Genomic DNA, 15,476 nt, shown 5'->3' with positions numbered 1-15,476 from the left:
TTTCAATAGCCCGGCCTTACGGCCGGAAGAGTGGACAGGAATCGAACCTGCGACAGTCCTCTTGCGAGGGTGCTCTACCAGACTGAGCTACCAGTGGCTGGCAAGCCTGGAGTCGAACCAGGCGTCCCTTGCGAGACGGTTTCCACAACCTTGCCGTTACCCAGCGCTTGCGGCGTGCGGCATGCGGGAAATCGACAAGCCCCTGAGGGCCCGGACTTCCAGCACCGGCGGGGCGGGCCTTTGCCCCAACCCCGGCCTGTGAGCGGTCACCGCCTGCACTGGATGCCTTGGTTATTGCGAGATGCGTGCCAGCCTGGCCTCAGGCGCCAAACAATTCTTCAACCCATTGATTTATTTGAATAAATCTCAAATCACACTTTTCTTGAATTCGTATTTGATCCAAAGAAACTAGAATTTCAGCTATTCAACTAGACAGAAACATGGAAAAGAAAAAGGTCGTCATCGGCTTTCTGGGTACGCAGCTGGACTCCGGCAGGGGCGCGGGGCGCTGGGAAAAATGGCGGCCGACCCTCTCCCTCATGCAGCACGAGGATCTGGTGGTGGAGCGGCTGGAGCTGCTCTACACGCCGCCCCATCTGGCCCTGGCGCAGCTGCTGCAGGGCGACATCGCCACGGCATCGCCCGAGACCCAGGTGAACCTCGTGCCCATGGACATTGCCGATCCCTGGGATTTCGGCGAGGTCTATGCGCGGCTGTTCGACTGGACGCAGGCCTACCGCTTCGACCCCGAGCGCGAGGAGTACTGGACGCACATCACCACGGGCACGCACGTGGCACAGATCTGCCTGTTCCTGCTGGTGGAGTCGCGCCGCATTCCCGGCGTGCTGGCCCAGACCTCGCCGCCCCGGCGCCAGCGCATGGGCGACCCGGGCAGCTATGCGCTGATCGACCTGGACCTGTCGCGCTACGACGTGATCGCCCAGCGCTTCGGCGCCGAGCAGAGCGAGGCCGTGCAATTTCTCAAGAGCGGCATCGCCACGCGCAATGCCGGGTTCAACGCGCTGATCGACGAGATCGAGCGCGTGGCCGTGCGCTCGCGCGCGCCCATCCTGCTCACGGGTCCCACGGGCGCGGGCAAGTCGCATCTGGCGCGGCGCATGTACGAGTTGAAGAAGGCCAGGCACCAGGTGCAGGGCGACTTCGTGGAGGTCAATTGCGCCACGCTGCGCGGCGATGGAGCGGCTTCGGTGCTGTTCGGCCACAAGAAGGGGGCGTTCACGGGCGCTGCGGCCGACCGCGCCGGCCTGCTGCGCAGCGCGCACCAGGGCGTGCTGTTCCTGGACGAAATCGGCGAGCTGGGGCTGGACGAACAGGCCATGCTGCTCAAGGCGGTGGAGGAAAGGCGCTTCTATCCCATGGGCAGCGACCGCGAGGTCAGCAGCGACTTCCAGCTGGTCGCCGGCACGCACCGCGACCTGCGCATCGACGTGGCGCAGGGGCGCTTTCGCGAGGATTTGTTCGCGCGCATCAACCTGTGGTCCTACGCGCTGCCGGGCCTGGCCGGGCGCCCCGAGGACATAGAACCCAACATGGACCACCTGCTCGCGCGCTCGGCCGACGAGACTGGCCAGATGGTGCGCTTCAACGTAGAGGCCCGCGAGCGCTATCTGCGCTTTGCGCGCTCGCCCGAGGCGCTGTGGAGCGGCAACTTCCGCGACCTGTCGGCCAGCATGACGCGCCTGGCGACGCTGGCCGACGGGGGGCGCATCTCCACGGCCCTGGTCGATGCCGAGATCCAGCGCCTGAAGTGGCTGTGGCAAAGAGGCGATGCCGTGCAACCGGCCGGCGCCAGCCTGCAAAGCCTGCTGTCTGCCGAAGTGCTGGAGCCGCTGGATCTGTTCGACCGCATGCAGCTCGAAGCGGTGCTGCGCGTGTGCCGGGAGTCACCTTCGCTGTCCGATGCGGGGCGCCGTCTGTTCGACCAGTCACGCACCCAGCGCAGCGTGGTCAACGATGCCGACCGCCTGCGCAAGTACCTGCTGAAATTCGGCTTGAAGTGGGATGCCGTGGCCGGTCGAACGCCATAGACACCACGGTGGCGCGATGGCGAGTTTGCGCGCCTGGGCTACAGCGCCTTGCGCAGCGTGGTCGGCGGGATCTTGAGCAGCTCGCGGTACTTGGCCACCGTGCGCCGCGCGCATTCGATACCCTGCTCCTTGAGCATGTCGGCGAGCTGGTTGTCCGACAGCGGCTTCTTGGGATCTTCGGCCGCGACGAACTGCTTGATCAGCGCGCGCACGGCAGTGCTGGAGGCATTGCCACCGGCCTCGGTGCCCAGGCCCGAGCCGAAGAAGTACTTGAGCTCGTAGGTGCCCTGCGGCGTGGCCATGTACTTGGCCGTGGTCACGCGGCTGATGGTGGATTCATGCAGGCCCAGCGCATCGGCAATGTCGCGCAGCACCAGCGGGCGCATGGCCAGCTCGCCATGCACGAAGAAATTCTTCTGGCGCTCCACGATGGCCTGCGACACGCGCAGGATGGTGTCGAAGCGCTGCTGGATGTTCTTGATGAACCAGCGCGCCTCCTGCAGCCGCTGCTGCAGCGCTGCATGGCCTTCGCTGCCCCTGTGGCTGCGCAGCGCGCTGGCATAGATGTCGTGCACGCGCAGCTTGGGCATGACGTCGGGGTTGAGCTGCACGCTGAAGTCCATGCGGCCCGCGCCGCTGCGCACGGGGCGCACGATGACGTCGGGCACGACGATCTGGCGCTGCACGTCGGCAAAGCGCCGGCCCGGGCGTGGCTCCAGTCGGGTGATCAGCACCAGCGCCTCGCGCAGCCGCTCCTCGCGCGCACCGCACAGGCTGGCGAGCTTGCGCAGGTCGCGCCGCGCAAGCAGGTCCATGGGCTGGGCGCAGATGTCCAGCGCGGTGCGCAGCACGGCCTGCCGGTCTTCGTCCTCGGCACTGCCGTTGCCTTCGCGCTCGGCATCGGCCAGATGGTCGCGCAGTTGCAGCGTCAGGCATTCGGCCAGGTCGCGCGCGCCCACGCCCACGGGCTCCAGGCTTTGCAGCAGGCGCAGCGCCACGGTGAAGCGGTGCACCAGTTCCTCGCACTCCTCCAGATCGTCGCCCGCCAGGCCCTGTGCCAGCTCGTCGAGCGGGTCTTCCAGGTAGCCGTCATCGTTGAGGTTCTCGATCAGAAAGCGCAGTGCGGCGCGGTCCACCTCGCCCAGGCGCAGGCTCAGGGCCTGACGGTGCAGGTGGTCGGTCAGGCTTTCGGCGCTGCGAGCCAGTTCGGTGGCATCGGCCTCGTCTTCCTCGCCCTGCCCGCGCGTGCGGCTGGAGGGCGCATCGCTGCCCCAGTCGCGGTCATCGTTGCCCGAGGTGGTCTGGCCGTCGCCTTCCCAGCTCAGGGACTCGGCCGTGCCGGAAGTCTCCACGGCATCGCCGGAGGATGCGTCCGACGAGGGCTCCCACTCCACCGCCGCCGAAGGCTGGTCTGCGCGGCTTTCCTGGAAGGACTCCGTGGCCTCGGCGCCGGGCGCGGCAGGCTCGCGGGTGCCGGCAGCCGCATCGTGATCGCCCTCCTCGTTCGCCAGCTCCAGGAAGGGGTTGTCGCCCAGCATCTGCTCCACTTCCTGCGCCAGCTCCAGCGTGGACAGCTGCAGCAGCTGTATCGACTGCTGCAGCTGGGGAGTAAGCGAAAGATGCTGGGAGACGCGCAGCGACAGACCGGGCTTCAAGCGGCAGCTCCTTCGCGCAGACAGTCTCGCAGACGGGCCAGGCAGGGCATGGCGCTACATCCGGAAGTGTTCGCCGAGGTAGACACGCCGCACTTCGGCGTTGTCCACGATCTCCTCGGGTGTGCCCTGGGCCAGCACGTGGCCGTCGCTGATGATGAAGGCATGGTCGCAGATGCCCAGCGTCTCGCGCACGTTGTGGTCGGTGATCAGCACGCCGATGCCGCGCGCCTTGAGAAAGCCGATGATGCGCTGGATCTCGATCACGGCGATGGGGTCGATGCCGGCAAAGGGCTCGTCCAGCAGGATGAAGCGCGGCTGAGTGGCCAGGGCGCGCGCGATCTCGACGCGGCGGCGTTCGCCGCCCGACAGCGCCAGCGCAGGCGATGCGCGCAGATGGTCCACGCGCAATTCCTGCAGCAGCGCCGTCAGGCGCTCCTCGATGACGCTGCGCGCCAGCGGCCGGCCCTGCTCGTCCCTTTGCAGCTCCAGCACGGCGCGCACGTTGTCCTCGACGCTGAGCTTGCGGAAGATCGATGCCTCTTGCGGCAGGTAGGATAGGCCCAGGCGCGAGCGCTGGTGGATGGGCATATTGCCCACGGCCTGGCCGTCGATGAAGATGTCGCCGCCGTCGCTGCGCACCAGGCCCACGATCATGTAGAACGAGGTGGTCTTGCCCGCGCCGTTGGGGCCCAGCAGGCCCACGACCTCGCCCTTTTTCACGGAAAGCGACACGTCCTTGACCACCTTGCGGCTGCCGTAGGACTTGGCCAGATGGCGTGCCTGCAGGCTGCTGCCCTGGTCGGCGCGTGCAGTGGCAGCCGGGGCTGCGGCTTGCCCGCTCATCGCTTGGTACCGCCGAGGCTGTCCAGGCTGTTGCTGGGCTGCAGGGACGTGCCCGGCGTGCCCGCTGCGGGGGCGCGCGGCTGCGAGCCCGGCGTGCCTTCCTTGGGTGCCAGCACGGCGCGCACGCGTCCGCCCTGGCCGGCCGTGGAGCTGGGCTGGCCACCGCTGGTCTTTTGCCCGTCAACGGTGAACACGTCGGTGAGGTTGTTGTAGACGATGATGGAGCCGGTGATCTCGTCGCTGAGCTGGCCGCCGCGATAGCGGCGCAGTTCGCCGCGGCGGATGAACTTCACGAGGTCGGCCTTGCCGTCGTATTCGATGACCTCGCCCTCGCCTTCCACGAATTCCTCGGGCTGGCCCGGCACGGTATCGCGCTTTTGGCGGAAGAAGGCACGCTTGCCCGCCTCGGCCGTCACCACGCCGTACTGAAAGCCTTCAGGGTCTTGCCGCACATCGAGCTGGGCGCCGCGCAGCACGATGGTGCCCTTGGTCATCACCACGTTGCCAGTGAAGACGCTGGTCTGCTTGAGTTCGTCATGGCGCAGCGCATCAGCCTCGATGTTCATGGGCTTGGTGCTGTCGGCCTTTTCGGCCTGGGCCATACCGGCGAAAGCCGCCAGGGCGGCGGCGAGCAGGAGGGAGGAAAGTCGTTGTTTCATGGAGGGCACGCTTCTTGCATCCATTGTAGGGGGTGTCGCGCGCAACCGTTCCTGGCGTCTTTCAACGCGCACGGAAAGCGCTGACACAAAGGCACAAAAAGAGGTTTCCAAAAGCGACAGGCCCGCGCAATGGCGGGCCTGTCGCGGCTTGGCTGGGCCGAGGCCCGGGCCTCAGCCCTTGCGGCTGGTGGCGATCAGCTGATCGACCACGCGCAGCACATTGGTCATGTTGCCGGCCTTGGTGCCGTCGGTGTAGTAACGGCCCGCCACGCCCATGGCCGGCACGCCTTCCACGTCATAGTCCTGCTGCAGCTGGGTGGCCTTGCGAACCTGGTTGGAGACGCTGAAGGAGTTGTAGACCTCCTTGAACTTGGCCACGTCCACGCCCTGCTTGCCGACCCAGGCGAAGATCTCGTCGTCCTTGGCCAGGCGGTTGCGTTCCACATGGATGGCGTGGAAGGCGCGCGCATGCATGGTGTCCAGCAGGTTCATGCCTTCGAAGGCGTAGTAGAGCTTTTGCTGGGGCACGAAGCTGGCGTTGAAGGCCACGGGCACGCGGTGCACGACCACGTCGGCCGGGGCCTGGTTCTTCCAGGCGGCAAAGGTGGGCTCGAACGCATTGCAGTGCGGGCAGCTGTACCAGAAGAACTCGACCACCTCGACCTTGCCGGCGCCGGCGCTGGTGGGTGCGGGCTTGGCCAGCTTGATGTAGTCCTTGCCCTCCTTGGGCGCTGCGGCCTGGGCCTGGGCGGCGGAAGTGCCCAGCGTCAGTGCGCTGGCAGCGGCTGCCGAGGCAGCCAGGGAAAAGTCGCGGCGATTCATCAAAACAAACTCCTCGTTCAATGCTGCAGGTTAGGAGGCAGGGGCCCGCCAAAAGTTCAGCGCTCTTGTTGCAACGCGCTTTCAGCGTGCGGCGCGCACCAGCGTGGACTCGACCCCGGCGCCATCGAGCTTTTGCTTGAGCTGCTCGGCATCGTCGCGCTTGGTGAACGGACCCACACGCACGCGGAAGATGGTGATGCCGTTTTGCTCGCGCTCGCTCACGCGCGCCTCCCAACCCAGCATGGCCAGCTTGGCGCGCTGCGCGTCGGCATCGCCCTGGCTGCGGAAGGCACCGGCCTGCACGAAGTAGTTGAAGGCGGCGTCGGCCTTTTCTGCCTTTTCCGCCTTCTCGGCGGCGGCGGAGCGCGACTTGACCAGGTCACCCAGCGGATCGGCCGAGCTCTTGCCATCGGCCTTGGTTTCGGGCTTGGCGGGCGGCTTGGCCGGGTCCACGGGCGCGGGTGGTGGAGTCACGCCTCCGGCCACGGCGGGCGGGGTGGGGGCGGTTGGTGCGGTGCTGCCGGGGAGGCTGGGCGTGACGGCGGCCGGTGGTGGCGGCGCCGGGTTCTTGCCCTGCAGCGGCGCGTTGGGGTCCCAGTTCTTGTTGCGCTGGGCCTCGGCCGCGTCCTGGTCGGCCGTCTTGCCGCCCTTGGAGAGAAAGGGCACGGGCACCTTGGTCACATAGACGGCGACGGCCAGGGCTGCTGCCAGCCCGACGATCATGCCGATGATGAGACCGATGACGGTGCCCCCACGTTGCTGTGTCTTCATAGATCGCTTGTCGCTCGAAGTTACATGCGTTGCGGGGCCGAGACGCCCAGCACTGCCAGGCCATTGTGCAATACCTGGCGCGTGGCCGAGATCAGCGCCAGGCGGGCGAGCTTGACCTTTTCGTCGTCCACCAGGATGCGTTCCGCGTCGTAGTAGCTGTGGTACAGCGAGGCCAGTTCGCGCAGGTAGAACGTCACGTCGTGCGGCGCATTGCCTTCTGCGGCCGAGGTCAGCATGGCCGGGTACTTGGCCAGCTGCAGCATCAGCGCCTGGGCCTGCGGGCCTTCCAGCGCCGACAGGTCCACGTCCTTGAGCGTGGCCGCGTCACCCCCCCAGGCGGCCAGCACCGAGCAGATGCGCGCATGGGCGTACTGCACGTAGTACACGGGGTTGTCGTTGTTCTGGGCCACGGCCAGGTCCACGTCGAAGGTGTACTCAGTGTCGGGCTTGCGGGACAGCAGGAAGAAACGCACCGCATCCTTGCTGGTCCATTCGATCAGGTCGCGCAGCGTGACGTAGGAGCCGGCGCGCTTGCTGATCTTGACTTCCTCGCCGCCGCGCACCACGCGCACCATGGTGTGCAGCACATAGTCGGGATAGCCGGCAGGGATGCCCACGTCGGCGGCCTGCAGGCCAGCGCGCACGCGCGCGATGGTGCCGTGGTGGTCCGTGCCCTGGATGTTGACGACCTTGGAGTAGCCGCGCTTGAATTTCTGGATGTGGTAGGCGACATCGGGCACGAAGTACGTGTAGTTGCCGTCCTGCTTGCGCATCACGCGGTCCTTGTCGTCACCGTAGTCGGTGGACTTGAGCCAGAGCGCGCCGTCGAGTTCGTAGGTATGTCCGCCCGCGATCAGGCGCTGCACCGCGTCCTCGACATAGCCGTTGGTGTAGAGGCTGGATTCGAGGTAGTACTCGTCAAAGTGCAGGTTGAAGGCCTGCAGGTCCTTGTCCTGCTCGTTGCGCAGATAGGCGACGGCGAACTGGCGGATGTTGTCGTAGTCCTCGACATCGCCGTTGGCCGTGAATTCGCGGTCATCGGCCTTGACGGTCTTGCAGGCCAGGAAGTCGTCGGCGATGTCCTGGATGTAGGAGCCGTTGTAGAAGGCCTTGCTTGCCGGATTCTCGGGATCGATGGGCCAGCATTCGTCACCGGGCTTGAAGCCCTTGGCACGCAGCTGCGTGCTCTTGGTCAGCGTGTCGATCTGCACGCCCGCGTCGTTGTAGTAGAACTCGCGGTGCACGCCCCAGCCCTGGGTGGCATAGAGGTTGCAGATGGCATCGCCCAGCGCGGCCTGGCGGCCATGGCCTACGTGCAGCGGGCCGGTGGGGTTGGCGGAGACGAACTCGACCAGCATCTTTGCGCCACGGTCGGCCAGCCAGCCGAACTTCTCGGCCTGCTCCAGCACTTCGCGGATGATTTGCTGCTTGGCGGCGGGCTTGAGGCGGATGTTCAGAAAGCCGGGGCCGGCGATCTCGATGGCATCGACCCAACGCTGGAAGGACGGCGTGGCCTCCAGCGCAGCCTTGAGCTGCTCGCCCAGCGCACGCGGGTTGAGCTTGAGCGGCTTGGCCAGCTGCATGGCGGCGGTGCAGGCGAAATCGCCATGCGCAGCCACCTTGGGGGATTCAAAAGCGGCACGGGCACCGGCGCCGGGCGACAAAGTTTCAAGCTCGCCGGCCAGAGCCGCGAGCAGTTCCTGTTTGACGGAGAGCATCGGCGGATTCTACGTGGCAGGCCCACCCCATGCCGCCGGACAGGACAACGGAGCCTACATGCCCCGCGCCCAGAACACCGCGACGACGGCGATCACGGGCACCACATGGGCCTGCCACATCACCCAGCGGCGCGTGCTGGCGACCTCGGCCGGCTGGGGCAGACCCTGGCCGGCATCCAGCGCGCGGCGCCAGCGCCGGAAGGCCAGCGTGGGCTTGATCGACAGCAGCGCACCGACGACAAACAAAGTCATCTTTAGATGAAACAGTGGCTGCGAGACGTACCAGGACATGCCCTTGACGCCCCACACCAGACGGGCGATGCCGGTCAGCACCAGGAAGACCACGGCAAGGCCATAGATCATGTCCAGCCGCGCCAGACGCTGCACCACGGCGGCGCTCATCCACTCGCTGCGGCACAGCGCCGCCTGGCTGGACAGGAACACCACGAAGGTGAGGATGGCCAGCAGGTGGAGGCTGGCCAGGATGGCTTCTATCGTCATGGGGAATCCGTATAGAAATTGGGCCTCTTGGGCCAAGCGTCCATTACGCCAGAAACGGGGACTGCCATCGTGATGTCCGAGGCAATCGGTAGACCACTGCGGTCCGGTCAGCGCCCCAGTTCCGCGCGCACCCAGTCGTCCAGCAGCGTCTTTTCGTAGCGCAGGGGATCGTTGGGATACAGGTCCGGGCGCATCATGAAGCTGGCGTCGCGCAGCTGGCGGCTGCCTTCTCGCAACAGCTTTCCATCGGCTCCCAGCAGCTTGAAGCGCAGGTCGATGCGCGGTGGGTAGATGTCGCGCACGATGCGCACATCGGCAGCCTGGGGCCCGCGCCAGGGCTCGAAGCCGCCTGCGCGCTGCACATCGGTGAGGTGAACTTCAAGCCGCTGGCCCTGGGGCAGCCTGGGCGCGGCACGCTCGGCCAGGAACTGGGCCAGCGCATCGACCCAGGCGCGGCGCGCCTTCTCGGACTCTTGGGGTCCGTTGCGCCCGGCGTCGAACCGCGAGGGATCGTCAAAGGTCACGCTCACGATGCCGGCAGGCACCGCGCCCTGCCGCATCCCGTCCGGCCGGCCCTGCCCCGGACCCTGGACGGCGCAGCCTGCCAACATGCCCAGGCAGGCGGCTCCCAGCGCCATGCGCATCCAGCGCCGCCGTCCTGGGGCCGCGCCCTGCGTTGCGGATACCGCTTTCGTCGCGATCGACACTGCCATGCTTATTCCTCCTTGCTGGGCGGCCCGCTCAGGCCGCGTGGGTACGCCGCCAGAAATCCGGCTGCTCGTAGTGGTGCTTGAGATAGTCGATCCACAGCCGCACACGCAGCGGCATGTGCTTGCGCTGGGGAAAGACGACAAAAATGCCATTGGGCGGTGCCGCGAATGTTTCGAGCACAGCCACCAGGCGGCCCGAGGTGATCTCGGCCTCGACCTCCCAGGTGCTGCGCCAGGCGATGCCCCAGCCGCCCAGGCACCAGTCGTGCAGTACCTGGCCGTCGGAGCAGTCCAGCGGACCGCCCGGCTTGAAGTGCACGACCTCGCTGGTGCCGCTGTCGGGATGGGGGATGCGGAAGGCCCAGCCACGCGTCTGCGAGGCGTCGCTGGACAGCGTCAGGCAGTCGTGCTGGGTCAACTCGCTGGGGTGGCGCGGCGTGCCTCGGCGCTCCAGATAGGCAGGCGTGGCGACGCACTGGCGCCGGTTGTCGGCAATGCGCACACTGACCAGGGCCGAGTCGGGCAGATCGCCCACGCGCACCGCACAGTCAAAGCCTTCGCCGGCCAGATCGACCACGCGGTCGCTGAGGTTCAGGGAAATCGTCACATCCGGGTGCAGATCCCGAAAGAGCGGCACCAGGGGCGCCACGTGCCGCCTGCCAAAGCCCGCCGGCGCCGTGATGCGCAGGTGGCCCGTGGCCTTGACCCCGCCCGCGCTGACACTGGCCTCGGCGTTGGACACATCGGACAGCAGGCGCTGGCAATCCTCAAGAAAGGCGCTGCCCTCATGCGTGAGGGAGATGCGCCGCGTGGTGCGCACCATGAGCTTGACGCCCAGGTGCTCTTCCAGGGCATCGAGGCGCCGCCCCATGATGGCCGGTGCCACGCCTTCCGCCTTGGCCGCTGCCGTGAGGCTGCCGCGCGTTGCCACCGATACGAATGACTCGAATGCCTTGAGCTTGTCCATGACCGCTGTCCGTTTCTTTTCCGTGTTCTTGTGGGGCATGCGACCGCACACCCGTCTCCTGTGACTCGCCTTTTTGCATAGTGGGCACTGGCTGTCCTCCATGTGCACCATGCATAGGGCTGCGCGCCAAAGCCGGCCGGTTTTGGCGCGCGCATAACCTTCCCACATTTTTGCGTAAAAGTCACGAGTTTTAAGATTTATGGTCTATTTATGTACGCAAATAAATCTAATAAAGTATTCCTTATAGTCAGGCCCGAAAAGGGTCTGCCAAGCCTTTCCATCCATCCAACCCGGGGTTCCCACCATGACCGATCGCACCCAAGCCCACAGCCTGCAGGTCGCTACAGAGCTGCACCGTTTCATCAATGAACAAGTGCTCCCGGGCACCGGTGTCGCTCCCGAGGCGTTCTGGAAAGGCTTCGACGCGATCGTCAACGATCTGGCTCCTCGCAATGCCGCCCTGCTGGCCGAGCGTGACCGCCTGCAGACCGAGCTGGACACCTGGCACAAGGCCCATCCCGGCCCCATCACCGACATGGCCGGCTACCAGCAGTTCCTGACGCAGATCGGCTATCTGGTCGAGCAGCCCAAGGATGCCAAGGCCACCACCACCAATGTGGATGCGGAACTGGCCATCCAGGCCGGTCCCCAGCTGGTCGTGCCCATTCTCAACGCCCGCTATGCGCTGAACGCCGCCAACGCGCGCTGGGGTTCGTTGTATGACGCGCTGTACGGCACGGACGCCATCGGCGAAGACGGTGGCGCGGAAAAGGGCAAGGGCTACAACCCCGTGCGCGGCGCCAAGGTGATCGCCTTCGCACGTGATTTCCTGGACCAGGCAGCCCCGCTGGCCTCGGGCTCGCACAAGGATGCCGCCGGCTATCGCGTGGAAGCTGGCCAGCTGGTCGTCGCACTCAAGAGCGGCGGCACCACGGGCCTGAAGAACACCGCCCAGTTCGTCGGCTACCAAGGCGATGCCGCGGCGCCCTCTTCCGTGCTGCTGCTCAACAACGGCCTGCACATCGACATCCGCATCGACAAGACCACGGCCATCGGCCAGACCGATGCCGCCGGCGTGGCCGACGTGGTGGTCGAAGCCGCCCTGTCCACCATCTTGGACCTGGAAGACTCCGTGGCCGCCGTGGATGCCGAAGACAAGGTGGTGGGCTATGCCAACTGGCTGGGCATCCTCAAGGGCACGCTGACCGAAACCTTCGACAAGGGCGGCAAGAGCATGACGCGCGGACTGAACGCCGACCGCGAGTACACGGGCGCCGATGGCAAGCCCGTCAAGCTGCATGGCCGTTCGCTGATGTTCGTGCGCAATGTCGGTCACCTGATGACCAACCCGGCCATCCTCTGGGACAACGGCAAGGAAATCCCCGAGGGCATCCTGGACGCCATGGTCACCACGGCCATCGCCGTCCACGACATCAAGGGTCTGGGCGCCAACGGCATCCGCAACTCGCGCACGGGCAGCGTCTACATCGTCAAGCCCAAGATGCACGGCCCCGCGGAAGCCGCCTTCGCCAGCGAGCTGTTCGGCCGCGTGGAAAAGGTGCTGGGCCTGCCCGAGAACACCGTCAAGCTGGGCATCATGGACGAGGAGCGCCGCACCAGCGTCAACCTCAAGGCCTGCATCGCCGCTGCCGCATCGCGCGTGGCCTTCATCAACACCGGCTTCCTGGACCGCACGGGCGACGAAATGCACACCGCCATGTATGCCGGCCCCATGGTCCGCAAGGCCGACATGAAGGGCAGCGCCTGGCTGGCCGCCTATGAGCGCAGCAACGTGCTCGTGGGCCTGGGCCTGGGCCTGCGCGGCAAGGCGCAGATCGGCAAGGGCATGTGGGCCATGCCCGACCTGATGAAGGCCATGCTGGAGCAAAAGATCGGCCACCCCAAGGCCGGCGCCAATACCGCCTGGGTGCCCTCGCCCACGGCCGCCACGCTGCACGCCCTGCACTACCACCAGGTCAACGTGGCCGAAGTGCAAAAGCAGCTGGAGCAGACCAATGCCGACGCCGAGCGCGCCACCATCCTGGCCGACCTGCTGCAGGTGCCCGTGGTCAAGGAAGACAAGTGGAGCGCGGCTGAAAAGCAGCAGGAGCTGGACAACAACGTCCAGGGCATCCTCGGCTATGTGGTGCGCTGGGTGGACCAGGGCGTGGGCTGCTCCAAGGTGCCCGACATCCACAACGTGGGCCTGATGGAAGACCGCGCCACGCTGCGCATCTCCAGCCAGCACATCGCCAACTGGCTGCAGCACGGCATCGTGACCGAGGCCCAGGTCCGCGAGACCTTCGAGCGCATGGCCGCCGTGGTCGACCAGCAGAACGCGGGCGATGCGCTGTACAAGCCCATGGCCGGCCACTTCGACACCTCGATGGCCTACCAGGCCGCCTGTGACCTGGTTTTCAAGGGCAAGGAGCAACCCAGTGGCTACACCGAGCCCCTGCTGCATGCCTGGCGCCTGAAGGTCAAGGCCGCCGCCTGACGCGGGCGGCGCCCGGCGCTTGAAAAAGCACCCAGGCTTGCCTGAGGTGCTTTTTTCATGGATCTACACTCAGAACCACGATGAGTGCCCCTCCCCCCGATGCCAGCCTGTGTCCGCTGTGCGGCCGCAGCAATCAATGCGCCATTCTTGCGGGCGTTGATCCGCTGAACTGCTGGTGCATGGACACCCCGGTGGCACCCGATGCACTGGCCCGCATTCCGGAGCCCATGCGCAACAAGGCCTGCCTGTGCCCCGCCTGCGCGCTTGGCACTGACAAGCCTCGACCGCCCGCGTCGGCCGATATGATGTCGCCGACCCAACCCCCCTAGAACTTGATCCCTGAGGAGATTGACATGCCCACGTACCACGTCGAAATGATGGAAGGCCGCACCGTCGAACAAAAGCGCAAGCTGGTCGAAGAGATCACGCGCGTCTCGGTCGAAGTCCTCGGTGGCTCGCCCGAATCGGTGGACATCCTGATCACCGACATCAAGCGCGAAAACTGGGCCACGGGCGGCAAGCTCTGGTCCGAACGCAGCTGAGGATCTTTCGCTCAATGCATGCAAAAGGCAGCTTTGGCTGCCTTTTTTCATGAAACCTGGTCTTTAATCCCGTATTTCCATGAGTGCCTGCAGTGCACTCCCAGCCACCGTCCAGGGCACAGGCATGGAGGTATCTGGCTTCCAGTGCCTGGCAACGCCATCCATGGACACCTGCGTCAGGGCCACCTGGGTGGCACCCGCGGCATGGGCCTGAACAGCCGCCTCGGCCATGCACGCCACATAGCCGGCGACATCACCACTGCGAAAAAGAGCCCAGGCCCCTTCAACACACTGCAGCTGCATGCGTTGATCTGCGTTGCCTTGCTGCAGTTCTCCCATGAACAGACTGCGCGTGGCTTCGTACGTTGTGGGAGCGGCGCACAGCAGTGCAATGCGCGATCCGGGGTCACTTTGCAAGGCAGCGGCCACCTTGCGCGCCAGCATGCCATCGGCACGCCAGACCTTGCCACTGCGGCAATCCGCCACGGCCGGACCCAGGGTCGAGCAGGTCAGCAGCACGGCATCGATGTCGGCATGGTCTGCCAGCGCATCGAGCTGCCCTGCCGTTTTCTGCCGAAGCGACGCATTCATGCCACCTGCAGCCTCCGCCTCCAACAGCAGTTCCTCATGCACCTGATGAACGATTGAGTGGGCCGGCCAGCCCAGTTCGGCAGCCGCCTGCTCGAAGATCACGGCGTTGCTGTGCGCCGTATGCAGACAGAGGATGGGCATGGGTGTGTTCCGTTTTTTTGCCGTTGCCCCGCATTGTGCTTGCAGCTGCCGCGCCAGGCGTTAGGCTATGGCTTGAACTACGCAAACAACGATACCGCCATGTGCCAGCTGCTTGGAATGAACTGCAACACGCCCACCGACGTGCGCTTCAGCTTCTCGGGGTTCACCCAGCGGGCGGGCAATACCGGCGACCATACGGACGGCTGGGGCATCGCCTTCTTCGAGGACAAGGGCCTGCGCCACTTCGTCGGCTATGAGCGCGCCATCGACTCGCCCATCGCCAAGCTGATACGCGAGTACCCGATCAAGAGCCGCAACGTCATCGCCCACATCCGCAAGGCCACGCAGGGCGCGGTAAGCCTGCAGAACTGCCACCCCTTCGTGCGTGAACTGTGGGGCCGCAACTGGGTCTTTGCCCACAACGGAGATCTCAAGGGCTTCGCTCCCAAACTGCATGCCCACTTCCATCCGGTAGGCAACACCGACAGCGAGCAGGCCTTCTGCTGGATTCTTCAGGAGCTCTGGAAGTCCCATGCCGGCCTGCCCAGTGTGCAGGAACTCACGCATACGCTGCGCGAACTGGCCAGGCGCATCTCGCCACACGGCACCTTCAACTTCCTGCTGTCCAACGGCGAAGCGCTGTGGGCCCATGCCACCACACACCTGTGCTACATCGAACGACGCCACCCCTTTGCCCAGGCCCATCTGTCGGATGAGGACCTTACCGTGGACTTCGCCCGAGAGACCACACCACAGGACCGTGTGGCCATCATCGTCACAGCGCCGTTGACCAAGAATGAAACCTGGACCTCGATCCAGTCGGGCGAACTCAAGGTCTTTGTACAGGGTGAATGCCTGCCGCTCTGAAGCATTGCGCATTCAAAATGAAAAAAGAGAGCGCGTCAGCGCTCTCTTTTTTGGGATGTCCGTTTTGGCTGTTCAGCCTGTTCCCCCGTTTCCTGCATCCCAATGCAAAAAACCCCGTAGCTTTGGGCTACGGGGTTTCTTGGG

Annotated in this window: 15 protein-coding genes; 5 read left to right on the top strand and 10 right to left on the bottom strand. The window is 65.6% G+C overall.

Annotated elements, in window-relative coordinates; genetic code table 11:
• The first annotated feature begins 440 nt into the window (after positions 1 to 440).
• Positions 441 to 2,048, top strand: a complete 1,608-nt coding sequence (rtcR, locus tag DA1_RS26315; RefSeq protein ID WP_034389511.1) for an RNA repair transcriptional activator RtcR — start codon at positions 441 to 443, stop codon at positions 2,046 to 2,048.
• 38 nt (positions 2,049 to 2,086) lie between these two features.
• Here rtcR and DA1_RS26310 read toward each other — a convergent pair whose 3' ends face one another.
• The 9 genes from DA1_RS26310 to DA1_RS26270 form a co-directional block, all read right to left on the bottom strand.
• Positions 2,087 to 3,703: an RNA polymerase factor sigma-54 gene (locus DA1_RS26310; RefSeq protein ID WP_034389509.1), complete on the bottom strand. Its 1,617-nt coding sequence runs from the start codon at positions 3,701 to 3,703 to the stop codon at positions 2,087 to 2,089.
• Positions 3,704 to 3,757: 54 nt separating this feature from the next.
• Complete coding sequence (gene lptB / locus DA1_RS26305) at positions 3,758 to 4,546, bottom strand: LPS export ABC transporter ATP-binding protein (RefSeq protein WP_012202605.1); 789 nt, start codon at positions 4,544 to 4,546, stop codon at positions 3,758 to 3,760.
• Positions 4,543 to 5,205 (bottom strand): lipopolysaccharide transport periplasmic protein LptA, encoded by a 663-nt coding sequence (gene lptA, locus DA1_RS26300; RefSeq protein WP_013804753.1) that lies wholly within the window; start codon positions 5,203 to 5,205, stop codon positions 4,543 to 4,545. The genes lptB and lptA overlap by 4 nt, the downstream gene beginning before the upstream one ends.
• Positions 5,206 to 5,376: 171 nt before the next feature.
• On the bottom strand, positions 5,377 to 6,027 hold the full coding sequence (locus tag DA1_RS26295) for a thiol:disulfide interchange protein DsbA/DsbL (RefSeq protein WP_013804754.1): 651 nt from the start codon (positions 6,025 to 6,027) through the stop codon (positions 5,377 to 5,379).
• 81 nt (positions 6,028 to 6,108) lie between these two features.
• Complete coding sequence (locus DA1_RS26290) at positions 6,109 to 6,798, bottom strand: SPOR domain-containing protein (RefSeq protein ID WP_012202602.1); 690 nt, start codon at positions 6,796 to 6,798, stop codon at positions 6,109 to 6,111.
• 20 nt (positions 6,799 to 6,818) lie between these two features.
• Entirely contained in the window at positions 6,819 to 8,516 is a 1,698-nt protein-coding gene (gene argS, locus DA1_RS26285; RefSeq protein ID WP_034389507.1) for an arginine--tRNA ligase, read from the bottom strand.
• A gap of 54 nt (positions 8,517 to 8,570) precedes the next feature.
• Positions 8,571 to 9,017, bottom strand: a complete 447-nt coding sequence (locus DA1_RS26280) for a DUF2214 family protein (RefSeq protein WP_034389505.1) — start codon at positions 9,015 to 9,017, stop codon at positions 8,571 to 8,573.
• A 107-nt stretch (positions 9,018 to 9,124) separates the two neighbouring features.
• Positions 9,125 to 9,730 (bottom strand): DUF3016 domain-containing protein, encoded by a 606-nt coding sequence (locus tag DA1_RS26275; protein WP_034389504.1) that lies wholly within the window; start codon positions 9,728 to 9,730, stop codon positions 9,125 to 9,127.
• 28 nt (positions 9,731 to 9,758) lie between these two features.
• Positions 9,759 to 10,694, bottom strand: coding sequence for a LysR family transcriptional regulator (locus DA1_RS26270; RefSeq protein WP_013804758.1), 936 nt, complete (start codon positions 10,692 to 10,694; stop codon positions 9,759 to 9,761).
• A gap of 304 nt (positions 10,695 to 10,998) precedes the next feature.
• On the opposite strand from DA1_RS26270, the gene DA1_RS26265 reads away from it, so the two are divergent.
• The 3 genes from DA1_RS26265 to DA1_RS26260 all read left to right on the top strand — a co-directional run bounded on the left by DA1_RS26265 (position 10,999) and on the right by DA1_RS26260 (position 13,733).
• The gene (locus DA1_RS26265; RefSeq protein WP_034389503.1) at positions 10,999 to 13,191 is read left to right on the top strand and encodes a malate synthase G; all 2,193 of its coding nucleotides are present in this window, start codon (positions 10,999 to 11,001) and stop codon (positions 13,189 to 13,191) included.
• Between the two features lie 80 nt (positions 13,192 to 13,271).
• The gene (locus tag DA1_RS30065; RefSeq protein WP_080736780.1) at positions 13,272 to 13,520 is read left to right on the top strand and encodes a cysteine-rich CWC family protein; all 249 of its coding nucleotides are present in this window, start codon (positions 13,272 to 13,274) and stop codon (positions 13,518 to 13,520) included.
• Positions 13,521 to 13,544: 24 nt separating this feature from the next.
• A complete protein-coding gene (locus DA1_RS26260) occupies positions 13,545 to 13,733 on the top strand; it encodes a 4-oxalocrotonate tautomerase (RefSeq protein WP_012202595.1) in 189 nt (62 codons plus the stop codon).
• A gap of 63 nt (positions 13,734 to 13,796) precedes the next feature.
• Here the strand turns inward: DA1_RS26260 and DA1_RS26255 are convergent, their stop codons facing one another.
• Positions 13,797 to 14,465 (bottom strand): hypothetical protein, encoded by a 669-nt coding sequence (locus DA1_RS26255; protein WP_034389502.1) that lies wholly within the window; start codon positions 14,463 to 14,465, stop codon positions 13,797 to 13,799.
• Between the two features lie 99 nt (positions 14,466 to 14,564).
• On the opposite strand from DA1_RS26255, the gene DA1_RS26250 reads away from it, so the two are divergent.
• Entirely contained in the window at positions 14,565 to 15,332 is a 768-nt protein-coding gene (locus DA1_RS26250; RefSeq protein WP_012202593.1) for a class II glutamine amidotransferase, read from the top strand.
• Positions 15,333 to 15,476 lie beyond the last annotated feature (144 nt).

Origin of the sequence: Delftia acidovorans NBRC 14950, from assembly GCF_001598795.1 — a bacterium.
Taxonomy (GTDB): domain Bacteria; phylum Pseudomonadota; class Gammaproteobacteria; order Burkholderiales; family Burkholderiaceae_C; genus Comamonas; species Comamonas acidovorans.
This window is presented reverse-complemented; position numbering and strand designations above follow the sequence as displayed.